Below are 15,033 nucleotides of genomic sequence, written 5' to 3'. Positions count from 1 at the left end.
ACGTTCGACCACGAGGTCGAACGCGTCCAGCAGACCAGTTGCCAGCTGTTACAAACTCCCACGATTTGTAACAGAGGTCGCACCATTGTGCGGCATCCCGATTGACCCCAATAAGCGTCGCGAATTACGCATTTTTTACCGCACCGTTTGAATCTTTCTTTTCAAATCCCCGACAGATCCGCCGATTGCCGCTAATAGGAGGAATCTCTCCCAGGGCGCCGACCACCCTTCTACAAGGCGCTCAGGGCAAGGGTTCCGCCTGATTCGCCCCGCTCCGCCAGCAACCACGGATGCTTGGCGAATTATCGTTACGCGCATATGAAAGTCTTACCGAAATTGAGTGTGGTTTTTGCAGATATTTTTTTGAGAAGGGATTGATTTCTTGAAATCGCCTTCATACAATTCGCTCCAAGGTGTTACGATTTGTAACGCCTTGTATCAACTGGTCACTCCTTGTAGCAAAGAGGGGGACCGAACGTCGGACGGCAAGGTCGTCGGCGGGGGGTTAAAAGCGATAACACGGCAGGAAATGCCGACGGGTAATTCGGGGCTTCGGAAACAGCAAAAATGGACCGTAGCAGCGAGACGCTGGAGTCAATCCGCGAAATCAATTTGTCGTACGTCATGCTCGCGCAGCGCATGCTGCGCGAGGACAAGCCTGTCGGGATGTTCCGGCTGGGACTGTCGTCGGAGCTGGCTGATTTGCTTGCCGGTCTGTCGCTCGCACAGATCGTCAAACTGGCCGCCTCCGACCAGCTTTTATGTTTTTTCCGTTTCAGCGACCACTCGATGCTGTCGGCGCTGACGCAGACTACGAAGCATGCAGAAGTATCGCCTACTCACACGGCTATCCTGCTAGCAGGCCAGCCTGCCGAGCAGTTCGCCTGACGAGGAGCCGCAACGATGACCGCGATGCTCAAGCGAAGCTTGACCGAAGACGCTCAGGACGTGTTCCGCGCGATCGCGCTGATCGAACTGGGCGCACGGATGCAGGTGCTGGAAAGCGAACTCACGCTGTCGCGCGACCGCATGATCCGCCTGTATCGCGAGGTCAAGGGCGTGTCGCCGCCGAAGGGTATGCTGCCGTTCTCGGCGGACTGGTACATGACGTGGCTCGCGAACATTCATGCTTCGCTGTTCTATAACACCTACCTGTTCCTGAAGAACGAAGCGCATTGCTCGCACCTTGATGCGCTGACCAAGGGCTACAGGCTGTATCTCGAACATTGCCGGCACAGCGAAACCGAGCCGGTGCTGGATTTGACCCGGGCATGGACGCTCGTGCGTTTCTTCGACGCCGACATCCTGCAGCTGACGCCCTGCTGCCGTTGCAGCGGCAAGTTCGTCGCGCACCGGCATGATTTGCAGCAGAACGTGGTGTGCGGCGCATGTCAGCCGCCGTCACGCGCGGGCAAAACGAAGAAGGCGGCCGCCGCCGCGAAACAGGAAGTGCCGACGATTGCAGAAGCGGCCTGAACAGGGGGTGAAGTAGACGGCTCGCAAGAAGCCGTTTTCGCAACAGCGGCGGATAACAAGCCTCATGAAGCCGTGTCACGGGCCATGTGACACGGCTGTTTTTTTGGCGTCTGTCCGGCGCACGTGCTGGCTCATCTCACAACCAGCCTCCCAGACTCAACCCACCCAGCCGAACGTCTGCACCGCGAGCCACAGGTTCGCCACGCTGATCGCCGCGAACAGCAGCCACGCGAGAACCCGAGTCGGCAGACGGTTCGCGAACGGTCCCATCAGCGCGCGGTCGTCGGTCATCCGGATCAGCGGGTACAGCGCGAACGGCAACTGCAGGCTGAGCACCACCTGGCTCGCGACCAGCAGCGTGCCGACCGCCCCATTGCCGAGCATCGACACGCCGATCAGCGCCGGAATCAGCGCCAGCGCGCGCGTGATGAAACGGCGCTGCCAGCACGGAATCTTCATCTTCAGAAAGCCTTCCATGATCACCTGCCCGGCGACTGTGCCGGTGAACGTCGAGCTTTGCCCCGACGCGAGCAGCGTGACCGCGAACAGCACTGCGGCGAAACCGGTGCCGACGATCGGCGCGAGCAGCTTGTACGCGTCCTCGATTTCGGTGACCTGGTTGTGCCCGGTCGCATGAAAGGCTGCGCCGGCGAGGATCAGGATCGCCGCGTTGATCAGCAGCGCGAGCGTGAGCGACACAAGGGTATCGATGCGCGACAGCCCGATCGCCGACGCGATGCTCGACGGGTCGCGCTTCACCGCGCGGGTCTGCACGATCGACGAATGCAGGTACAGGTTGTGCGGCATCACGGTCGCGCCGAGAATGCCGATCGCCAGATACAGTGGCTCGCGCTCGCTGACCGCCGACCACGACGGCACGAGCCCCTGCATCACCGACGGCCAGTGTGGCTGCACGAGCGCGAGTTCGATCACGTAGCCGATGCCGATCGTCAAGATCAGCCCCAGCATGATCGCTTCGAGATCGCGAAAATTCTTGCCCTTCAGGCCGAGCACGATCAGCGTATCGAACGCGGTGAGCAGGACGCCGACCGTCAGCGAGCATTTGAACAGCAGATGGAACGCGAGCGCGCCGCCGAGTACTTCGGCGAGATCGCACGCGACGATCGACAGCTCCGCGAGCACCCACTGCCCGCGCGCGACCGCCGGCGAATAGCGCGCCCGCGACAGCTGCGCGAGGTCTTGCCCGGTGGCGATGCCGAGCCGCATGCTCAGGCACTGCAGCACCATCGCGGCGAGGCTCGACAGCACGACGACGAACAACAGGCTATAGCCGTAGCGCGAGCCGGCTTCGATGTCGGTCGCCCAGTTGCCCGGGTCCATATAGCCGATCGACACCAGCAGGCCGGGGCCTGCGAACTGCAGGATTTTTTTCCAGAACGGCGCGCTCGTGGAGACGGCGACCGTGCCCTGGACTTCGGATGGACAGAACGGTGCGGTGGCGGTGGTCGGGAGTTTGAACTGCAAGCCGGATTCCTCGCGGTGGCAAGCACCGCGAGGCCTTGTTGGCAGGCGCGGCGAACGATTCGTCGGCAGGCGCGGCGAACGATTCGTCGGCGGGCGCGGCGAACGGCCTCAAGTGTACAGAGAAACCTCCGGCAATGTCCCGCTGAGCGCGTAGCGGCCGACATCGCGCACACGATAGTCGAGCGGATCGTGCAGCGTGTGCACGCGCGCGTTGCGCCAGAACCGGTCGAGCGCGAGCGATGCGCCGGTCGCGCGTGCGCCGCACGCGTCGAACAGGTTTTCGCTGACCTCGAGCGCAGCGCGATGCGCGACGATCTTCGCTTCGGACACGGCGAGCGCGACGTGCGCGCGCGCGGCGGCGGTCAGGTCGGCGCCCTCGTTCCACGCATCGTCGAGCGCCTGCGCCGCGCGTTCGGCGAGCGCTTCGGCGCTCACCGCGCGCAGCCGCATTTCGCCGAAGCGCTGGAGCATGTACGGGTCGTCGGTCGCCTTCTCGACACCCGACGTAATCCACGGCCGGCCGTGCTGCGTCACATAGCGGCGCGCTTCGTCGAGGGCGCCCTGCGCGATGCCGACAAACAGATTCGTCAGCACCAGTTGAGAAACCAGCGTGCGCAGCGTCGCTCGCGGCGTCGGCGGCAATTCCGAGCGATGCAGCACTTCGTGAGCGTCGATCCGCACCTGCTCGAACGACACGCTGCCGCTGTCGGTCTGCCGTTGACCGATCGGGTCCCAGTCGTCGTGCACAGTAATGCCTTCGCGCGTAGTCGGCACGACCGCGAAGATCGGCTTGCCGGTCGCGGGGTCGTGCGCGGAGACCGTCATCATCTGCGAGCCGCGCGTGCCGGAGCAGAAGCCCTTCACGCCGGTCACGCTGTAGCCGCTGTCAGTAGTCGCCGTCGCGACGAGCCGCGGGTCGAGCGGATTGACCGCGTTGCCCCACCACCAGCGCCCATCGACGGTGCCGCGCAGATAGCGTTCGCGCTGCGCGTCGTTGCCCCAGACGTCGACACTCACTAGCTGCAGGCACTGAAAACCCAGGAGATGCGCGAGCGCACCGTCGACCGTGGCGATCGCGCGAATCGTCCGATAGATGTCGGTCCAGCGTGCGCCCGCGCCACCGAATTCGCGCGGTACCGCGAGCGTCAGCAGGCCGGCCTCGGCGATCCACTGCTTTTCCTGTGCGGCGTGGCCGCCGTCGCGGTCGCGCTGCGCCGCGGTCTCGCGGAGCGCGACAAGCAGATCGTTGAGGTCGGAGGAGCTCACAGCTGTGCTGTACAACGGTTCGCGCGGATCGTTCATGCGACCTCCTTGCGTGTTCGCGAGTGTCGCGGGTAAGCGAATGCCTGCGTCATGTCGATGTCGTCCAGAAATGTTCTTTGCCCGGCGATAACGCTCGCCGCGTTAGACGACGCGCAGATCGGCAGCCGCGCAACCAGCAGGATGATGAACGGCGTCGAGCGAAACGCGTTGATGGGCGCGGCGCGTTCGAAGACTACCGCCGCGGGTCGTCGTCACCAGTATAAGCGCGAGCGGAATGCCGGCAAGCAGCGCCACCGTGCGCGGCTCGCACACGCCCGGCAACGGCATCATGCTTCGGCCGGCGCCTGCGCACGCCGCCGGTGCTGCGCACCCACGTGCACGTCGGGCAGACGCGCGCGCCCCGCGCCGAACAGTTTCTCCCGCAGCGTCGGCGCCTCCGCGTAGTCTGCCTTGTAGACTCCGCGATTCTGCAGCTCAGGCACGACGAGATCGACGAAATCGACGAACGATTCCGGCATCACCGTGCGCGTCAGATTGAATCCGTCGATGCCGGTCTCTTCGATCCACGACACCAGTTCGTCGGCGATCTGCTGTGGCGAGCCGACCACCGGTTTCGCGCGGCCACCGAGCGTCATCTGCTCGAGCACCTTGCGCCTGGTCCACACGCCGGTCACGCTCTTCTTCGAAATCGCCTCGACCGCCGACTGCATCGACTCGGTCTTCACGTACGAAATCGGTTCGTCGAGTTCGTATTGCGAGAAATCGATGCCCGTCGAGCTGGAGAAATGCGCGATGCCGCCTTCCGCGCTCGCGTACTGGCGATACTCGTCGAACTTCTCCTGCGCCGCCCGTTCGGTTTCGCCGACCACGACCGTGATGCCCGCGAAAATCTTGATGTCGTCCGGCGCGCGACCAAAGCGCACGGCGCGCGCGCGGATGTCGTCGACGATCGAGCGCGTCAGCGGTTTGTTCTGCCCGCCGACGAACACGCACTCCGCGTGACGCGCGGCGAAATCCATGCCGCGCTCAGACGACCCGGCCTGATAGAGCACCGGCGTGCGCTGCGGCGACGGCTCGCTCAGATGGATCGCGTCGATCGAATAGTAAGGACCATCGTGCTGCACGCGATGCACTTTCGTCGGATCCGAAAACACGCGCAACGCGCGATCGCGCAGCACTGCACCGTCTTCCCAGCTTTGTTCCCACAGCTTGTAAACGACATCCATGTAATCGTCGGCGCGGTCGTAGCGGTCGTCGTGCGCGATCTGCTGCGTGAGCCCCATCCCGCGCGCGGCGCTGTCCAGATAGCCGGTCACGATGTTCCAGCCCACACGGCCTTTGGTCAGATGATCGAGCGTCGACATGCGTCGTGCGAACAGATACGGCGGCTCGTAGGTCAGGTTCGCCGTGACGCCGAAGCCGAGATGCTTCGTCACCGCGGCCATCGCGGGCACGATCAGCGTCGGGTCGTTGATCGGAATCTGCACCGATTCGCGCAGCGGCGTGTTCGGGCCGCCCTGATAGACGTCGTACACGCCGACAATATCCGCGAGAAAGATGCCGTCGAACTTGCCGCGCTCAAGCGTGCGCGCAAGATCGGTCCAGTAGTCGAGGTCCGTGTAATGCGCGGAGCGGTCGCGCGGATGCGTCCACAAGCCGTGATTGATGTGGCCGACCGCGTTCATGTTGAACGCGTTCAGCAGGATCTGCTTCTTCGTCATCGCGGGGCTCCGTCGCGTAGAGATTGCCGAACGCGCGGTCGAGCGCCGCGCGCACCGCCGGCCAATAATAGAGCCGTGCCGGAATTGCGTCTACGAACGGATTTGCGAAAGGAAATCGCGAAACGGGATATGGATCGAAGGCGAAAAAAAGCTGGCGAACCGGCAACCCGGTTACGCCAGCTAACATCGGGAACCTGTATGGAACCCGCGTGGAGCCATCGTCAGGATCAGCGTTTCGCGACCTGCTGCGCGTTGCCGTCCGCACCTTGCGCGACATCGGCGGGCGGCATGCCGTCCCAGCCACCGCCGAGCGCGCGGATCAGGTTGACCGTCGACACCGCCTGCGTGCCGGCCAGATGGCTCGCCTGCAACTGCGTCACCAGCACCGAGCGTTCGCTGTCGATCACGTTCAGATAGCTGACCTGCCCTTCCTGATACTGCGTGCCCGACAGATGCGCGGCGCGCTGCGATGCGCTGACGGCGTCGTTCTGCGCGCTGATCTGGTCGTCGAGCAGCCGCAGATCGGCGAGGTTGTCCTCGACTTCGCGGAACGCGACCAGCACCTGCTGACGATACTGCGCGACGTCTTCGTCATACTTCCCGCGCGCCTGATCGAGCCCGGCACGACGACGTCCGCCGTCGAAGATCGGCAGCGTCAGCGCGGTACCGGCAAGCGGTCCGAGCAGGAAGGTGCGGCTCGACCACATGAACAGATCGCCGAGCGTCGCCGACTCATAGCCGAATGCACCGGTGATGTCGAGCTTCGGGAAGAACGCCGACTTCGCGAGACCGACGCGCGCGTTCGCCGCGGCCATCGCGCGTTCGGCAGCGGAGATGTCCGGACGGCGTTCGAGCAGCGCCGACGGCAGGCCGGCCGGCACACGTGCGACCACCGGCACGAGCGGCGTCTCGGGGAACGAGAAGTCCGCCGGCGCCTTGCCGAGCAGGATCGCAAGGCCATGCTCCGATGCCGCGCGCTGACGTGCAACGCCCACCGCATCGGCGCGTGCCGACGCGAGTTCGTTGCGTGCCTGCGCGACATCGAGTTCGCTGATGTCGCCTTCCTTGAAGCGTCGTTCGGTCAGCTTCAGCGAGTCTTCACGCAGCGAGACAGTGCGACGGTACAGGTTCTGGTCGGTATCGAACTCGCGCAACTGGAAGTAGTTCTGCGCAACGTCCGCCTGCAGCGCGAGCTGCACCGAACGGAACAGCGCCTCGCTCTGCTGCGCGTCGGCACGTGCCGCGTTGACGTTGGAACTCACGCGACCGAACAGATCCGCTTCGTACGACACGGTGCCCTGGGCGCGCCACAACGTCGTGGTCTGCGAACCGGTGCTCTGCGGCAGGAACTGCGATGCTGCCGACGCCGTATCGCGCGTCGGACCGAAGCCCGCGTCAAGCGACGGGAACCACGACGAGCGTGCGGCCTGCGTCAGTGCACGAGCCTGCTGCACGCGTGCGGCCGCGGCCTTCAGGTCCTGGTTCGCCGATGCCGCCTGCGTTTCCAGATCGTTCAGCACCGGATCGTTGAACACGGTCCACCATTCGCCGCGATGCTCCGCGTCAGCGGGCTGCGCGGGCTTCCACGTGCCAGCGTCCTTCGCGTCGATGACGGGCGCTTCCTTGAATGCCGTTGGCGTCGGCGCATCGGGGCGCTTGTAGGTCGGCTCGACGGAGCAGGCCACGAGCAGCATCAGCAACAGACCGCTGGCCGCTGCCCGGCCCCAGCCAGGCAAAGATTGGTATTGATTCATTTTTTTATCGACTCCTCAGGCGTTCGTTGCCGGCAGTGCTTGATGCGGCGAATCCTTCTGCGCCACATGGATCTTGCCGCCGGCAAGCGTCCGCAGTACCACATAGAACACCGGTGTCAGCATCAAGCCGAACAGCGTCACGCCGAGCATGCCGAAGAACACCGCGATACCCATCGCGTGGCGCATTTCCGAACCCGCGCCGGACGACAGCACGAGCGGTACGACACCCATGATGAAGGCGATCGACGTCATCAGGATCGGACGCAGCCGCATGCGGCTCGCCTCGATTGCCGCCGACAGCGGCGAATGTCCGTCGTGCTCGAGTTCGCGAGCAAACTCGACGATCAGGATCGCGTTCTTCGATGCCAGCCCCACCAGCACCATCAAACCGATCTGCGTGAAGATGTTGTTGTCGCCCTGCGTCAACCACACACCGGTCAGCGCGGACAGCAGGCTCATCGGCACGATCAGGATCACCGCGAGCGGCAGCGACAGGCTTTCGTACAGCGCGGCCAGCACGAGGAACACGAGCAGCACACTGATCGGGAACACCCACATGCCCGCGTTGCCCGCCAGCATCTGCTGGTACGTCAGGTCGGTCCATTCGAGCTTCACGCCACGCGGCAACACTTCGGCCGCGACACGTTCGGCTGCCGCCTGCGCCTGGTTCGTCGAGAAGCCGGGCGCGGGACCGCTGTTGATGTCAGCCGCGGTGTAGCCGTTGTAGCGCACCACCATTTCCGGCCCGTAAGTCGGCGAGACGGTGACGAGCGACGACAGCGGCACCATGTCGCCCGCGGCGTTACGCGTCTTCAGCTGCAGGATGTCGTCCGCGCGCTGCCGGAACGGCGCGTCGGCCTGCACCCGCACCTGATACACGCGACCGAAGCGGTTGAAGTCGTTCACGTACAGCGAGCCGAGGTAAATCTGCATCGTGTTGAACACGTCGGTCACGGGCACGCCGAGCTGCTTTGCCTTCACGCGGTCGAGATCGACGTTCAGCTGCGGCACGTTGATCTGATAGCTCGAGAACGTCGGTCCGAGTTCCGGCGTAGTCGCGGCCTTCTTGATGAACGCCTGGGTTGCATCGGCCAACTGCGCATAACCGACCGCCCCGTGATCCTCCAGCTGCAGCTTGAACCCGCCGAGCGTGCCGAGACCGAGCACGGGCGGCGGCGGAAACACCGCGACGAACGAATCCTTGATCGCGCCGTACTTCTGGTTCAGCGCACCGGCGATCGCCCCCGCCGACAGCGTTTTGCTGCCACGTTCATGGAACGGCTTCAGCGTAACGAACACGATGCCCGCGCTGGAGCTGTTCGTGAAGCCGTTCACCGACAGCCCCGGGAACGCCACCGCGCTTTCGACGCCCGGTTGCTTCAACGCGATCGCGCTCATGTCGCGGATTACCTTTTCCGTGCGATCGAGCGACGCACCGTTCGGCAACTGCGCGAACGCGATCAGATATTCCTTGTCCTGCGCCGGCACGAAGCCACCGGGCACGACGTGCGTGATCAACGCGGTCGCGCCGAGCAGCACCGCGTAGACGACCAGCATCGCGCCCTTGCGCTTGAGCGCGCCGTTCACGCCGCGGCTATAGGCCGTCGAACCGCGCTTGAACACCTTGTTGAAGCCGGCGAAGAAACGGCCAAGCAGGCGGTCCATCACCCGCGTCAACAGGTCTGGTTTTTCGCCATGGCCACGCAGCAGGATCGATGCAAGTGCCGGCGACAGCGTCAGCGAGTTGAACGCGGAGATCACCGTCGAGATCGCGATGGTCATCGCGAACTGCTTGTAGAACTGGCCGGTCAGGCCCGTCATGAATGCGAGCGGCACGAACACGGCGACCAGCGTCAGCGCGATCGCGATGATCGGTCCGCTCACTTCCTGCATCGCCTTGTAGGTCGCATCGCGCGCACTGAGCCCACTTTCGATGTTCCGCTCGACGTTCTCGACGACCACGATCGCATCGTCGACGACGATCCCGATCGCGAGCACCATCCCGAACAGCGACAACGCGTTGATCGAGAAGCCGAACGCGAGCAGCAGCGAGAACGTACCGATGATCGACACCGGCACTGCGATCAGCGGAATGATCGACGCGCGCCACGTCTGCAGGAACACGATCACCACGATCACGACGAGCGCAATCGCTTCGAGCAGCGTATGCACGACCGCCTCGATACTCGAACGCACGAACTGTGTCGGGTCATAGACGATCTTGTAGTCGACGCCCGCAGGGAAGTCCTGCTGCAGTTCCTTCATCTGCGCGCGGACTTCGTCGGAGATCTGCAGCGAGTTCGCACCCGGCGACTGGTTGATCGCCAGTGCGACCGCCGACTTGTTGTCGAGCAACGAGCGCAGCCCGTACTCCGACGCAGCCAGTTCGACGCGACCGAGGTCGCGCAGATACGTGACGGCGCCATCGGGCGAGGTCTTCACGATGATGTCGCCGAATTCGGCTACGGTCTGCAGACGGCCGCGTGCATTTACCGACAGTTGCAGCGGCGTGCCCGGCACCGACGGCGATGCGCCGATCGTCCCGGCCGCGACCTGAATGTTCTGCTCGCGGATCGCGTTGACGACGTCGGTCGCCGTGAGATTGCGTTGTGCGACCTTCTGCGGATCGAGCCATATGCGCATCGAGTAGTCGCCCGCGCCCCACAGCTGCACTTCGCCGACGCCCTTGATCCGTTCGAGCCGATCCTTGACGTTCAACAGCGCATAGTTGCGCAGGTACGTCATGTCGTAACGGTTGTTCGGCGAGATCAGGTGGACCACCATCGTCAGCGTCGGCGAGCTCTTGATCGTCGTCACGCCGAGCCGCTGCACGTCTTCAGGCAGACGCGGCAACGCCTGGTTCACGCGGTTCTGCACGAGCTGCGTCGCGAGATCGGGATTGGTGCCGAGCTTGAACGTCACGGTGAGCGTCAGGTTGCCGTCGCTGTTCGCCTGCGACTGCATATACAGCATGTTCTCGACGCCGTTGATCTGCTCTTCGAGCGGCGACGCGACTGCTTCGGCAATCACCTTCGGGTTTGCGCCCGGATACTGCGCATGCACCACCACCGAAGGCGGCACGACTTCCGGGTACTCGGAGATCGGCAGCTGGAACAGCGAGATCACGCCGCCCAGCAGGATCAGAACCGACAGCACGCCCGCAAAGATGGGCCGGTCGATAAAAAATTTCGATATGTTCATTGGAGGCTCTGGATGTTGGAGCGCTTATGCGTATCGTTGCGCGTATCGAACGCGGCGGGCGCATGGTGCACATGGCCCGCGCGGTTCAGACAACTGACGCGATTCACGAATTCTTCTCCGCCTTCGCGCGGGCTGCCGGTTGCGATTCCGCAACCGGGGTCGCGTTCGGGTCCACGTCGGCATTCATCGGCACCATGTGCGCGCGTACCTGACCACCCGGACGCACGCGCTGCGTGCCGTTCACGACGATCCGGTCACCGGGCTGCAAACCGCTCTTGACGACCCGCAGGCCGTCCTGCTGCGCGCCCAGCTGCACTTCGCGATACGACACGTGGTCGTCCTTGTCGACGGCCAGCACGAACTTCTTGTCCTGGTCCGTGCCGACCGCAGCGTCGTCGATCAGCACTGCCGGATGCGGCGCGCTGCCGCCGACCTTCACGCGTGCATAGAGACCCGGCACGAGCAGACCGTCGGCATTGTCGAAGCGCGCGCGGATGCGGATCGTGCCCGACGTCGTATCGAGCCGGTTGTCGACCGAATCGATCGTGCCGCTGCGCGAATAGCCGGTTTCGTCTGCGAGACCGAGGTCGACCGGTACCTTGCCGTTCTTCACCTGGCTGATGTATCGCAGATAGGTCTGTTCGTCGGCGTCGAACGCCGCGTAGATCGGCGACACCGACACGAGTGTCGTGAGCGGCGCAGCGCTTGCACCCGCCGACACCACGTTGCCGAGCGTGATTTCCGCGCGCGACACACGGCCTGCGACCGGCGCGACGATCCGCGTATAGCCGAGGTTGATGCGCGCGGTTTCGAGCGCGGCCTCGGCGGCCTTCAGGTTTGCGTTCGCTTCACGCGACGCGTTCTGCTTCTCGTCGTAATCGCGCTTTGCGATCGCGTTGTCGGTCAAGAGACGCTGCGCGCGCTCCCAGTCGCTTTGTGCATAGCCGCTGCGCGCCTGTGCGGCCGCCACCTGAGCGGCCGTGCGATCGACTTCGGCCTGGTACGGCCGCGGATCGATGACGAACAGCGTGTCGCCCTTCTTCACCAGCGCGCCGTCCTTGAAATTCACCGACACGATCGTGCCCGACACGAGCGGCCGCACGTCGACGCGATCAATCGCTTCGAGACGGCCGGAGTAGGTCTGCCAGTCGGTGATCGTCTTTTCGACGACCGTCGCGACGTCGACTTCGGGCGCCATCGGCGCGGCGGATTGCGCCGGCGCGCGTGCATCGACGCGGATCGCGCCGAGCGTGCCGAGCCCGGCGACGACGAGCACGGCGGCCGCGGCGATCGCCAGTCGGGGACGTTTGAGCGGAAGGATGGACATGTTGGCTCCGGGTTTCTGTGTGGATAACGAAATGGCTGTTTCTAATGATTTATTTGGAGGCAGCGCTCGCGGTGCGCGCTGCAAACCGGCACAGGAAGAAGCGCACGGCTTCCTGCAGCGCGGCCGGATGTCCTGCGATCTCGGCGTGCGACACGCTCGGGCAGCGAACCACCTGGGTCAGCACGCCCGCGTCGATCAGGTTGCTCGCGTATTTCTCGGCCTCGACGTGCAGCACGTCGTTCTGCGCGGTGACGATCAGCGTCGCGGGCAAACCAGCGAGGCGCACCGATTCGAGCGGCGCGGCATATGGGTGCATGCGGTGCGACGCCTGCGGCAAATACGCGCGATAGCACGCCGCGCATTCGCTTGCGGTGATGTCGGAAGAGAGGCGGCGTTCGTCGCCGAGGCGCGTGAGGCTCGGGTCGAGCATCGGACCGAACAGCGCCTGCGCGTCGATGCGCACGTCGCCGCGATCGCGAGCGATGAACGCGAGACAGTTCGCGAGCTGACCGCCCGCGTCGTGGCCCGCGACACCCATGTGTTTCGTGTTGCCGCCGAACGCGCGGGCGCGCGTCTGCACCCACAGTGCCGCGCGATGCGCGTCTTCGGGCGCGGCGGGAAACGGAAAGCGCGGCGCGAGCGAATAGCCGACCGACACTACGAGGGCCGGTAAGTGTTCTGCTAAATAGCGGGCGGCAACGTCGGCGTCGTCGAGCGAACCCCGCACGAAGCCGCCGCCGTGAAAGTACAGCAGCACCGGCAAGCCGGACTTGCCAGCGGGCCGATAGAGCCGCAGCGTGATGTTCTGCGCGTAGCCTTCGATCTGCACGTCACTCAGCTCGAGTGACGGTGTGGCTTCCGCGGCCCCGGGGGCTGACGGAATAAAGGCGTACGGCGATTTGATGGCATCCATGTCGAACGGCGCAATGCGCACAGAAAGGCGATGGTCCGAATTGTGGGTCCGGCAGACTCTCAAATAAATGCCTATAATCCGGCAACACAATTCGGTGCGCCTGAACAATCAATCGGCTTTGGTTCAACCGATTCCTCTGCAGATGCACCCGCCCTTTCGGAGGTTTGCAATGGACCGGCTTCAGGCCATGCAAGTGTTCACCCGGGTCGTCGACACCAACAGCTTCACGCGTGCGGCGGAAACGCTCGACATGCCGCGGGCGTCCGTGACGACCATCATTCAGAATCTCGAGGCGTTTCTCGGCGTGCGGCTTATGCACCGCACGACGCGGCGTCTATCACTCACGCCCGACGGCGCCGCGTACTACGAGCGTTGCGTGCGGATTCTCGCGGACGTCGAAGAGACCGAGGCGAGTTTCCAGAGCGGCAACAAGAAGCCGCACGGCAAGTTGCGCATCGACATGCCGGGCTCGCTCGGCAAGCTGATCGTGATTCCGTCGCTGTGCGAATTCCACACGCGCTATCCGGACATCGATCTGCAATTGGGCCTGACCGACCGTCCTGTGGATCTGCTGCAGGAGGGCGTCGACTGTGTGCTGCGGGTCGGCGCGTTGCAGGATTCGTCGCTGGTTGCTCGACGCATTGGCCTGTTCGAAGGCGTGACGTGTGCGTCACCGGATTACATCCAGCGGGCCGGCATGCCGCAGACGCTCGATGATCTCGAACAGCACAAGGCCGTCAATTATTTTTCGAGCCGCACGGGCCGCGTGCTCGATTGGGCGTTCCTCGTGGACGGCAAGGAAGTCGAGGTCAAGATGAAGGGAATCGTGTCGGTGAACGACGCGGACGCCTACGTCACGTGTGGGCTCGAGGGTTTTGGGCTGATCCAGCCGGCTCGGTTTATGGTGTTGCCGGCGTTGCAGTCGGGGAAGTTAGTGGAAGTGCTGCCGCATTTGAAGCCGCTGCCGATGCCGATTTCGGCTGTTTATCCGCATAGCAAGCATCTGTCTTCCAAGGTGCGGGTGTTCGTGGACTGGATCGCTGAGTTGTTTGATCGGTGTCCGTTGCTGAGTGGTCGCGCGGGCCTCGAGAAGATGTGCACGATGAAGACGTTTGAGGAGCGGGAGTCGGCACCCGCTCTGGATACGCCGGTTATGACGGAGTGGGTAGCATAGGGTTTTCTTTGTTCGCGTTGCGTTGCGTTGCGTTGTGTTTGTCTTGCCGCGCTGCGGTGCTGGTTTGCACCTCGCGGCGCTGGCGTTGCCCTTCGCTGTTTGACCTTGCAGGTGGCTGCGATTTCGCGCCTCGCGGCGCAGGCGGTGCCCTTCACTGTTTGCCCTTGCAGGTGGCTGCGATTTTGCGCCTCGCGGCGCAGGCGTTGCCCTTCACTGTTTGCCCTTGCAGGTGGCTGCGATTTCGCGCCTCGCGGCGCAGGCGTTGCCCCTGTGCGGGGCGGCACTTACTCTTCTTTGCCGCGGCAAAGAAGAGTAAGCAGAAGAAAGCCGCCGAGACGTTACCAGGTCCTTTCCGTGTGATGCCGGGAATGGCCCTCGCCTAAGTGGGCACCTCGCTCACACTGCATAGTGGTCCGACACAAGACCTGCCCTCGCACCACACGCGTTAGTGACAAGGCCGTCATCCGTTCCGGCGAGCTTCGCCGCCGATGGGCATAACACCCTTCGGTTAAAGCGGGCTCTGTTCCCGCTTCGCATCCTCATTTTCCCAAATGGTTTCCCACGCAGACCCGTCCGCGCGCACACCGGTGCGCCGCGGGGTGGGCGGGCCCCGTGTCACTCCGGTTTGCGACGCGAGGGACGATCTCGTCTCGGACCACTACCGTGTCAGTGCGAGGACGACACTTAGGTGCGGGCCATCTCGGGCTACGCGCGGAAAG

The 15,033-nt window shown here is 64.0% G+C and carries 11 protein-coding genes; 3 read left to right on the top strand and 8 right to left on the bottom strand.

From position 1 onward, the window contains the following. The first annotated feature begins 567 nt into the window (after window positions 1-567). A complete protein-coding gene (gene flhD, locus ACREXZ_RS30425; protein WP_431767843.1) occupies window positions 568-888 on the top strand; it encodes a flagellar transcriptional regulator FlhD in 321 nt (106 codons plus the stop codon). A 24-nt stretch (window positions 889-912) separates the two neighbouring features. Continuing rightward, window positions 913-1,476 carry a flagellar transcriptional regulator FlhC gene (flhC, locus tag ACREXZ_RS30420; RefSeq protein WP_431767844.1) on the top strand — a complete coding sequence of 188 codons (564 nt, stop codon included), beginning with the start codon at window positions 913-915 and terminating at the stop codon, window positions 1,474-1,476. 156 nt (window positions 1,477-1,632) lie between these two features. Here flhC and ACREXZ_RS30415 read toward each other — a convergent pair whose 3' ends face one another. From ACREXZ_RS30415 to ACREXZ_RS30380, 8 genes are all read right to left on the bottom strand, one after another. Beyond that, complete coding sequence (locus ACREXZ_RS30415; protein WP_431767842.1) at window positions 1,633-2,961, bottom strand: Nramp family divalent metal transporter; 1,329 nt, start codon at window positions 2,959-2,961, stop codon at window positions 1,633-1,635. A gap of 108 nt (window positions 2,962-3,069) precedes the next feature. Next, window positions 3,070-4,263: an acyl-CoA dehydrogenase family protein gene (locus tag ACREXZ_RS30410; protein ID WP_431767841.1), complete on the bottom strand. Its 1,194-nt coding sequence runs from the start codon at window positions 4,261-4,263 to the stop codon at window positions 3,070-3,072. A 102-nt stretch (window positions 4,264-4,365) separates the two neighbouring features. Continuing rightward, window positions 4,366-4,554, bottom strand: coding sequence for a hypothetical protein (locus tag ACREXZ_RS30405; RefSeq protein ID WP_431767840.1), 189 nt, complete (start codon window positions 4,552-4,554; stop codon window positions 4,366-4,368). Beyond that, window positions 4,551-5,945: an LLM class flavin-dependent oxidoreductase gene (locus tag ACREXZ_RS30400; RefSeq protein ID WP_431767839.1), complete on the bottom strand. Its 1,395-nt coding sequence runs from the start codon at window positions 5,943-5,945 to the stop codon at window positions 4,551-4,553. Before ACREXZ_RS30400 ends, ACREXZ_RS30405 begins: the two co-directional genes overlap by 4 nt. A gap of 227 nt (window positions 5,946-6,172) precedes the next feature. After that, window positions 6,173-7,699, bottom strand: coding sequence for an efflux transporter outer membrane subunit (locus ACREXZ_RS30395; RefSeq protein ID WP_431767838.1), 1,527 nt, complete (start codon window positions 7,697-7,699; stop codon window positions 6,173-6,175). A gap of 15 nt (window positions 7,700-7,714) precedes the next feature. Then, window positions 7,715-10,900, bottom strand: coding sequence for an efflux RND transporter permease subunit (locus ACREXZ_RS30390; protein ID WP_431767837.1), 3,186 nt, complete (start codon window positions 10,898-10,900; stop codon window positions 7,715-7,717). A gap of 103 nt (window positions 10,901-11,003) precedes the next feature. Beyond that, window positions 11,004-12,227, bottom strand: a complete 1,224-nt coding sequence (locus ACREXZ_RS30385; protein ID WP_431767836.1) for an efflux RND transporter periplasmic adaptor subunit — start codon at window positions 12,225-12,227, stop codon at window positions 11,004-11,006. Between the two features lie 49 nt (window positions 12,228-12,276). Next, complete coding sequence (locus ACREXZ_RS30380) at window positions 12,277-13,140, bottom strand: alpha/beta hydrolase (protein WP_431767835.1); 864 nt, start codon at window positions 13,138-13,140, stop codon at window positions 12,277-12,279. A gap of 169 nt (window positions 13,141-13,309) precedes the next feature. On the opposite strand from ACREXZ_RS30380, the gene ACREXZ_RS30375 reads away from it, so the two are divergent. Then, window positions 13,310-14,314 carry a LysR family transcriptional regulator gene (locus tag ACREXZ_RS30375; RefSeq protein ID WP_431767834.1) on the top strand — a complete coding sequence of 335 codons (1,005 nt, stop codon included), beginning with the start codon at window positions 13,310-13,312 and terminating at the stop codon, window positions 14,312-14,314. Window positions 14,315-15,033: the final 719 nt, after the last annotated feature.

It is taken from the genome of Paraburkholderia sp., assembly GCF_050742655.1.
GTDB lineage: Bacteria > Pseudomonadota > Gammaproteobacteria > Burkholderiales > Burkholderiaceae > Paraburkholderia.
This window is presented reverse-complemented; position numbering and strand designations above follow the sequence as displayed.